This window comes from Stenotrophomonas sp. Pemsol (genome assembly GCF_003586545.1).
Classification (GTDB): domain Bacteria; phylum Pseudomonadota; class Gammaproteobacteria; order Xanthomonadales; family Xanthomonadaceae; genus Stenotrophomonas; species Stenotrophomonas sepilia.
This window is the reverse complement of record NZ_CP025780.1, coordinates 440,166-447,249: the sequence shown is the minus strand read 5'-3', so window position 1 is coordinate 447,249 and position 7,084 is coordinate 440,166. Positions and strand designations below refer to the sequence as shown.

The 7,084-nt window shown below is 67.1% G+C and carries 9 protein-coding genes; 7 read left to right on the top strand and 2 right to left on the bottom strand.

The genetic code is table 11. The annotated features are described in order from the left end of the window. The first annotated feature begins 123 nt into the window (after positions 1-123). Positions 124-249: a hypothetical protein gene (locus PEM_RS20545; RefSeq protein WP_255313051.1), complete on the top strand. Its 126-nt coding sequence runs from the start codon at positions 124-126 to the stop codon at positions 247-249. Positions 250-473: 224 nt separating this feature from the next. On the opposite strand, the gene msrA is transcribed toward PEM_RS20545, so the two are convergent. Next, the gene (gene msrA, locus PEM_RS01980; RefSeq protein WP_065179689.1) at positions 474-1,139 is read right to left on the bottom strand and encodes a peptide-methionine (S)-S-oxide reductase MsrA; all 666 of its coding nucleotides are present in this window, start codon (positions 1,137-1,139) and stop codon (positions 474-476) included. 30 nt (positions 1,140-1,169) lie between these two features. Further along, the gene (locus tag PEM_RS01975; protein WP_005415362.1) at positions 1,170-1,433 is read right to left on the bottom strand and encodes a DUF2007 domain-containing protein; all 264 of its coding nucleotides are present in this window, start codon (positions 1,431-1,433) and stop codon (positions 1,170-1,172) included. Between the two features lie 197 nt (positions 1,434-1,630). Between PEM_RS01975 and PEM_RS01970 the strand changes: the two genes are divergently transcribed. The 6 genes from PEM_RS01970 (at position 1,631) to PEM_RS01945 (ending at position 7,000) form a co-directional block, all read left to right on the top strand. After that, positions 1,631-3,379 (top strand): glutamine--tRNA ligase/YqeY domain fusion protein, encoded by a 1,749-nt coding sequence (locus PEM_RS01970; protein WP_111174628.1) that lies wholly within the window; start codon positions 1,631-1,633, stop codon positions 3,377-3,379. A 43-nt stretch (positions 3,380-3,422) separates the two neighbouring features. After that, positions 3,423-4,076, top strand: coding sequence for a hypothetical protein (locus PEM_RS01965; protein ID WP_111129208.1), 654 nt, complete (start codon positions 3,423-3,425; stop codon positions 4,074-4,076). Positions 4,077-4,124: 48 nt separating this feature from the next. Further along, positions 4,125-4,847: a DUF6348 family protein gene (locus tag PEM_RS01960; protein ID WP_005415359.1), complete on the top strand. Its 723-nt coding sequence runs from the start codon at positions 4,125-4,127 to the stop codon at positions 4,845-4,847. Between the two features lie 96 nt (positions 4,848-4,943). Further along, a complete protein-coding gene (locus PEM_RS01955; RefSeq protein ID WP_005415358.1) occupies positions 4,944-5,504 on the top strand; it encodes a nucleoside deaminase in 561 nt (186 codons plus the stop codon). Then, entirely contained in the window at positions 5,488-6,555 is a 1,068-nt protein-coding gene (rlmM, locus tag PEM_RS01950) for a 23S rRNA (cytidine(2498)-2'-O)-methyltransferase RlmM (protein WP_111129206.1), read from the top strand. Before PEM_RS01955 ends, rlmM begins: the two co-directional genes overlap by 17 nt. A gap of 49 nt (positions 6,556-6,604) precedes the next feature. Continuing rightward, a complete protein-coding gene (locus PEM_RS01945; protein ID WP_095379348.1) occupies positions 6,605-7,000 on the top strand; it encodes a hypothetical protein in 396 nt (131 codons plus the stop codon). Positions 7,001-7,084 lie beyond the last annotated feature (84 nt).

Sequence of the window (7,084 nt, the reverse complement as noted above, 5' to 3'; positions counted from 1 at the left end):
GGCGGCGGACACCCCCGCGAACCCAACCCGCCCGCCCTCTGACAGTTTCCGGTGGCCACCCGCCACGGAAGAAAGAAAGAAGAGCAACAGCGGGTCGCGCGCTTCGCTTGCTTGGAGCGGAGCATGGCTCCGCTCTACAGAAAGCACTGCAGGATCAAACAAGAAGGACGCGGCGAACGCCGCGTCCTTTTTGTTTTCCTTCAGTTCGTCAGTAATCCACTGCTCCTGCCCACCGTCACCGGGAAATGATCGGAGACGGGACGGGTACAGATGGCGGGACCGTCCACGGCATGGATGCCGTGGCCGAGCCCCCAGGGACGGGTTTACGGCGTGTCCCGCCATCTGTACCCGTCCCGCCAAACCATCAGCAACCCAGAGCCGCTTTGGCTTTGGCTTTGGCTTTGGCTTTGGCTTTGGCTTTGGCTTTGGCAGTTGCTTTCAGCTTCAGCCCGCCGCAGGCGGACCACCGCGCGTCAGCGCGGCGCCTCCACATCCAACCCGATCGGGCAGCTCACGCCGGTGCCGCCGATGCCGCAGTAGCCGTTCGGGTTCTTCGCCAGGTACTGCTGGTGATAGTCCTCGGCGTAGTAGTACGCCGGTGCCGGGTACACGATCTCGGTGGTGATCGGGCCGTAGCCGGCCGCAGCCAGCTGCGTCTGGTAGGCCTCGCGGCTGGCCAGCGCGGCCTTGTACTGGGCCTCGTCGGTGGCATGGATCGCCGAGCGGTACTGGGTGCCCGTGTCGTTGCCCTGACGCATGCCCTGGGTCGGGTCGTGGCTTTCCCAGAACAGCTGCAGCAGCCGCTCCAGGCTCACCACCGCCGGGTCGAACACCACCTGCACCACTTCGGTGTGGCCGGTCAGGCCCGAGCAGACCTCTTCATAGGTCGGGTTCGGCGTGATGCCACCTGCATAGCCGACCGAGGTGCTGTACACGCCCGGCTCGGTCCAGAACTTGCGCTCGGCGCCCCAGAAGCAGCCCAGCGCAAAGCGGATCTGCTGCAGGCCGGCGAAACGGTCCTTCAGCGGATGGCTGTTCACGAAGTGCTGGTTGCTGTGCAGCGGCAGCGGTTGGTCACGCCCCGGCAGCGCCTCTTCCGGGCGCGGCAGGCGCTGCTTGAAGGCGCCGATGCCGAGGATGCCCTGGCCAATTCCCAACATGATGCGCTCCTACGCCGGAAGACCGGCAATGTCGTCTGCATCGGAAATGGGGTCGGACGGGGCCTGGCCCAAGTCCAGCGCCGCCACGATGTCCTCGGCCTGCGGCCGCGCCGCATCGGGGATGCCGACCCGCAGCACGCCAAACAGCGGCAGCTCGCCCATCCCGCCCAGCAGCTGCTCTCCGAACACGAACGCGGGGATACCGGCGTCTTCCAGCGCGTGCTTGACCAGATGGGCGTCGAACAGATTGTCGGCCTTGTACACGATGTGCATGTGGCGGCTCCTCGGGGCAAGGGTCCAGCATACGCCTGGGGGCTGAATGGTGGAGAGGGCGGGATCCGAGAGTTGCCGGCCAGCGGCCGGCACTACCGGAAGACGCCTGGTAGTGCCGGCCGCTGGCCGGCAACCCCGGCAGTTCTGCCCGGTACGCGCTAGACTGTTGGTCTTTCTGCCCTTCTTTTCGCCGACTCATGTCCGAGCACACCCCCGCCAGCCCCGAGACCCCCGCCGACAGCCACGAGAAGCGCGATTTCATCCGCCAGATCGTGCGCGAGGACCTGGCCAGCGGAAAGCACCAGGCGATCAAGACCCGCTTCCCGCCGGAGCCGAACGGCTACCTGCACATCGGTCACGCCAAGTCGATCTGCCTGAACTTCGGCATCGCCGGTGAATTCAGCGGCGTCTGCAACCTGCGCTTCGATGACACCAACCCGGCCAAGGAAGATCCGGAATACGTGGCCGCGATCCAGGACGACGTGCGCTGGCTGGGCTTCAGCTGGAACGAGCTGCGCCACGCCTCGGACTACTTCCAGGCCTACTACCTGGCCGCCGAGAAGCTGATCGAACAGGGCAAGGCCTATGTCTGCGACCTGTCGGCCGAAGAAGTGCGTGCCTACCGCGGCACCCTGACCGAGCCGGGTCGCCCGTCGCCGTGGCGCGACCGCAGCGTCGAGGAAAACCTCGACCTGTTCCGCCGCATGCGCGCCGGTGAGTTCCCCGATGGCGCGCGCACCCTGCGCGCGAAGATCGACATGGCCAGCGGCAACATCAACCTGCGCGATCCGGCGCTGTACCGCATCAAGCACGTCGAGCACCAGAACACCGGCAACGCGTGGCCGATCTACCCGATGTACGACTTCGCCCATGCGCTGGGTGATTCGATCGAAGGCATCACGCACTCGCTGTGCACGCTGGAATTCGAAGACCACCGCCCGCTGTACGACTGGTGCGTGGACAACGTCGATTTCGCCCATGACGACGCGCTGACCCAGCCCCTGGTCGATGCCGGGCTGCCACGCGAAGCGGCCAAGCCGCGCCAGATCGAGTTCTCGCGCCTGAACATCAACTACACGGTGATGAGCAAGCGCAAGCTGATGGCGCTGGTCACTGAACAGCTGGTGGACGGCTGGGAAGACCCGCGCATGCCGACCCTGCAGGGCCTGCGACGCCGTGGCTACACCCCGGCCGCGATGCGCCTGTTCGCCGAGCGCGTGGGCATCAGCAAGCAGAATTCGCTGATCGACTTCAGCGTGCTCGAAGGCGCACTGCGCGAGGACCTCGACAGCGCCGCGCCGCGCCGCATGGCCGTGGTCGACCCGCTCAAGCTGGTGCTGACCAACCTTCCGGAAGGCCACGAAGAACTGCTGACCTTCAGCAACCACCCGAAGGACGAAAGCTTCGGCAGCCGCGAAGTTCCGTTCGCCCGCGAAGTGTGGATCGATCGCGAGGACTTCGCCGAAGTGCCGCCGAAGGGCTGGAAGCGCCTGGTGCCGGGCGGCGAAGTGCGCCTGCGTGGCGCCGGTATCATCCGCTGCGACGAAGTGATCAAGGATGCCGACGGCACCATCACCGAGCTGCGCGGCTGGCTGGATCCGGAATCGCGCCCGGGCATGGAAGGCGCCAACCGCAAGGTCAAGGGCACCATCCACTGGGTGAGCGCCGTGCACGGCGTGCCGGCCGAGATCCGCCTGTACGACCGCCTGTTCTCGGTGCCGAACCCTGACGACGAATCGGAAGGCAAGACCTACCGCGACTACCTGAACCCGGAATCGCGCCGTACCGTCACCGGCTATGTCGAGCCGGCCGCAGCCAGCGCCGCACCGGAGCAGTCGTTCCAGTTCGAGCGCACCGGCTATTTCGTCGCCGACCGCCGCGATCACACCGAAGCCAAGCCGGTGTTCAACCGCAGCGTGACCCTGCGCGACACCTGGTCGGCCTGAGCACCTGCGCGGGCGCCCACACGGCGCCCGCACGCCCCCGACGATGATCACCGCCCTGTCCGTCCTGCTCTGGTTCATCTCGCAGCATCCGCTGCTGACGTTCTTTGCGGCGATGGTGCTGGCCGGGCTGGTCTCGTGGTGGCGACGCTTTCCAGGCTACGCCATCGTGGTATTCCCGCTGGCGATGCTCAACATGTTCCTCGGCCACTTCCTCAACGCCACCTTCCTCAACCTGGTGGGCGAGCGCGGCGAAGCGGTGATCGTCAAGGCCGAGCGAACCAGCTCGACGCTCAACGAACAGTACATCTGGCGCTACGAAGCGGTGCTGCGCACTGCCGAAGGGCGCGATGTGGAGGCGGTGTTCCACACCAACACCGCCTCGCTGTGGCCGCTGGAAAACGCCATCCGCATCCCGGCGCGCGACCAGCCGTTCGTGGTCAAGTACACGCCGGGTTTCCCGCGCAACTTCGTCATCCTCACCAACGAATCACCCCACGGCATCGCCCAGGCCCGGTCCAGCGCGCGCGAGCGCGTGGAGGTGGCAGCACGCAAGCTGCATTTCAGCCCGGGCAATGCCGATTTCCGCGCGGAGTATCGCCGCGAACTGGAAAGCTGGCTGCGCGACCACGGCAACGACCCGCAGCAGCAGCCCGACGCGCAGCGATATCGCGCCGAACTTGACGCGCTCGACCGCTAGCACCAGGCCCGGCCTGGATGCTCCACCCGATCCATCCACAGGCCTGACATGACCACGACGTCCACCGCCCTCCTCCCACTGCTGCAGCAGGCCCTGCAGGACGCCAGCGTCGCCAGCCGCATCGACGGCAACGCGCTGCTGCTGGACAGCGGACTGCGCCTGACCCCGCATGCGATGGCCGCACACGCGCGCGACAACGGGGGCTGGCAGACCTCCACCGTCATCGAAAGCCAGCATCCGCTGCTGTTCGCTGATGGCCTGTTCGAGTACCAGCACGCCAACGGTACCGATGAACAGACATCGCTGCTGGCCGGCTTCCAGGCCTGGGCACGGGTGGACCTGGTGACCCTGCAGACCGCGATCGGCGCCGAAGACGCACAGGCCCTGCCAATGATGGGCCTGACCTATCCGGCCGGCGATGAGGGCCGGGAACACGAACGCACCGTGGTGCTGGGTCCGCTGGCGCATTACCGCGAGCACGAGGTGGACGCCAGCACCTGCAGCGAGGACGACCATGGGTCCTGTCCGTGCTGCCTGTTCACCAGGAGCATGGACGCCTTCGACGAGCTGCTGAAGGCGCGCCCGTTCTTGGCCATCCGCCTGTTCGCCTCGCGCGATGCCGATGGCCTGTGCGAGGCCGATTGCCGGGTCAACGGCCACGATTTCGCCGCCGCCCTGCCCCTGCTGCGTGCCTATGCGGCCAGCTGGCCGCAGGCCGGGCTGGAGTTCCGCAAGCAATACGTGGTGATCCGCACCGGCTCGCCCGGCTGACCCACCGCCACACCCGATACAGGCCGGTGCGGCTACACTGCGCGCCGGTTTCCCAAGCAACCGCACTTTCTTCCATCCCTACGAGGCCCCCCCGCGATGCTGTACGCGCAAGTCCACCTGACCCTTCCCGCCTGGATCCACGACCAGATCGACCTGGATCGTCGATATCCGGGCGATGAGGCCAAGGTCGCGCTGGCGATCGAGCTGTCGCGGCTGAACGTCGAGCACGCCAGTGGCGGCCCGTTCGGCGCCGTGGTGTTCGGCCCGGACGACAAGGTGATCGCTGCCGGCGTGAACCGGGTGATGCCACACGCGACCTCGCTGGCGCACGCCGAGAACATGGCCTACATGCTGGCCCAGCAACGCCTGCAGACCCCGCGCCTGAACGCGGTGCTGTCGCCGGTCACCCTGGCCACCAGCTCGCAGCCGTGCTGCCAGTGCTACGGCGCCACCGTGTGGGCCGGCATCGACCGCCTGCTGATCGGTGCCAGTGCAGCCGACGTCGAAGAACTGACTCCGTTTGACGAAGGCCCGCTGCCGGCCGACTGGGTCGGCGAGCTCAACAAGCGTGGCATCGAAGTGGTGCAGGGCCTGAACCGCGACGCCGCGCGCAGCGTGCTGCGTGCCTATGGGGAAAGCGATGGCGCCCGTTACTGAAACCGGCATCGGCCTGCTGTGCCTGTGCCGGCAGGGTTTCGAGCCCGAGCTGGCCGGCGAACTGCAGTTCCGTGCCGGCGAAGCCGGTTTCGCCGGTTATGCACGCACCCAGCGCAATGACGGCTACGTGCTTTTCATGTGCGACGAGGCCGCGGCGCTGGCACCGCGCCTGCGCTGGCGCGAACTGATCTTCGCGCGGCAGAAGCTGGTTGTGCTGGCCGAGCTGCCACAGCTGGATCCGGCCGACCGCATTACGCCGATGCTGGAGGTGCTGGCTGATGCGCCGCGCTTCGGCGACCTGTGGGTGGAGCATCCCGATTCCGACGCTGGCAAGCCGTTGTCCGGCCTGGCGCGATCCTTTGGCAATGCACTGCGCCCGGCGCTGCGCAAGGCCGGCAAGCTCAGCGACAAGCCGAACACCCGCCTGCCGCGCCTGCATGTGGTGTTCGTCGACGGTACCCATGCCTTCGTCTGCGTGGCCGACCCGGGCGACAGCGCGCCGTGGGCATTGGGCATTCCGCGCCTGAAGCTGCTGCCCGAAGCGCCTTCGCGTTCGGCGCTGAAGCTGGACGAGGCGCTGTTGACCCTACTGACGCCTGAAGAACGCGAGGCGCTGGCCAAGCCCGGCATGCGCGCGGCCGACCTTGGCGCCGCCCCCGGTGGCTGGACCTGGGTGCTCACCCGGCAGCACATGCACGTGCTGAGCATCGACAATGGCCCGCTGCGCCAGCACGTGCTGGACACCGGCCTGGTCGAGCACCTGCGCGCCGATGGCTTCCACTGGCACCCGGAACAACCGCTGGACTGGATGGTCTGCGACATGGTCGAGCAGCCGCGCCGCGTCGCCGAACGCATGGCCACCTGGTTCCGCGAAGGCTGGTGCAGGCATGCGATCTTCAATCTGAAGCTGCCGATGAAGAAGCGCTGGGACGAGACCCGGCTGTGCCTGGACCTGTTCCAGGACCAGGCCGGGAAGCCGATGGTGGTGCGCGCCAAGCAGCTCTATCACGATCGTGAAGAGATCACCGTGCTGGCCTCGCCGCTGCGCTGATCCCATTGCATCCGCCGGGCATGGCCCGGCGCTACCGGGGAACGGAACCATGCGCTACCACTCGCTCACCCTGCTGATCACTTTGCTGTCAGTCGCACCGGCCATGGCCCAGCAACTGCCGCACACCCCTGCGCAGAGCCAGCCGCTGGGCCCCACCGGCGGCGCGATCCGCCAGCAGCCACTGGATGCCGGTCGGGTCAGCGGCAGCGTCGAGATTGCACAGCCGGCCGGCGAGGCACAGGTGACGGTGCGTTCGCTGGAGCCCAGCAGCGTGGTTGGCCAGTACCGCATCCACTTCGCCGCGCTGGATGTGAACGGCGACGGTTTCATCAGCCGCGAGGAAGCGCAGGCCAACCCGGCGCTGGCCGACGAATTCAATTCGCTGGACCGCAGGCATCGCGGCAAGCTGGACCGCACCGACCTGGCCGGCTGGCTGATCGACTGATCCGCCGTCGCGATCTTCATCCACGCATGGCGTGGATCTACTGACTCGATTCCAGTAGATCCACGCCATGCGTGGATGAGCCGT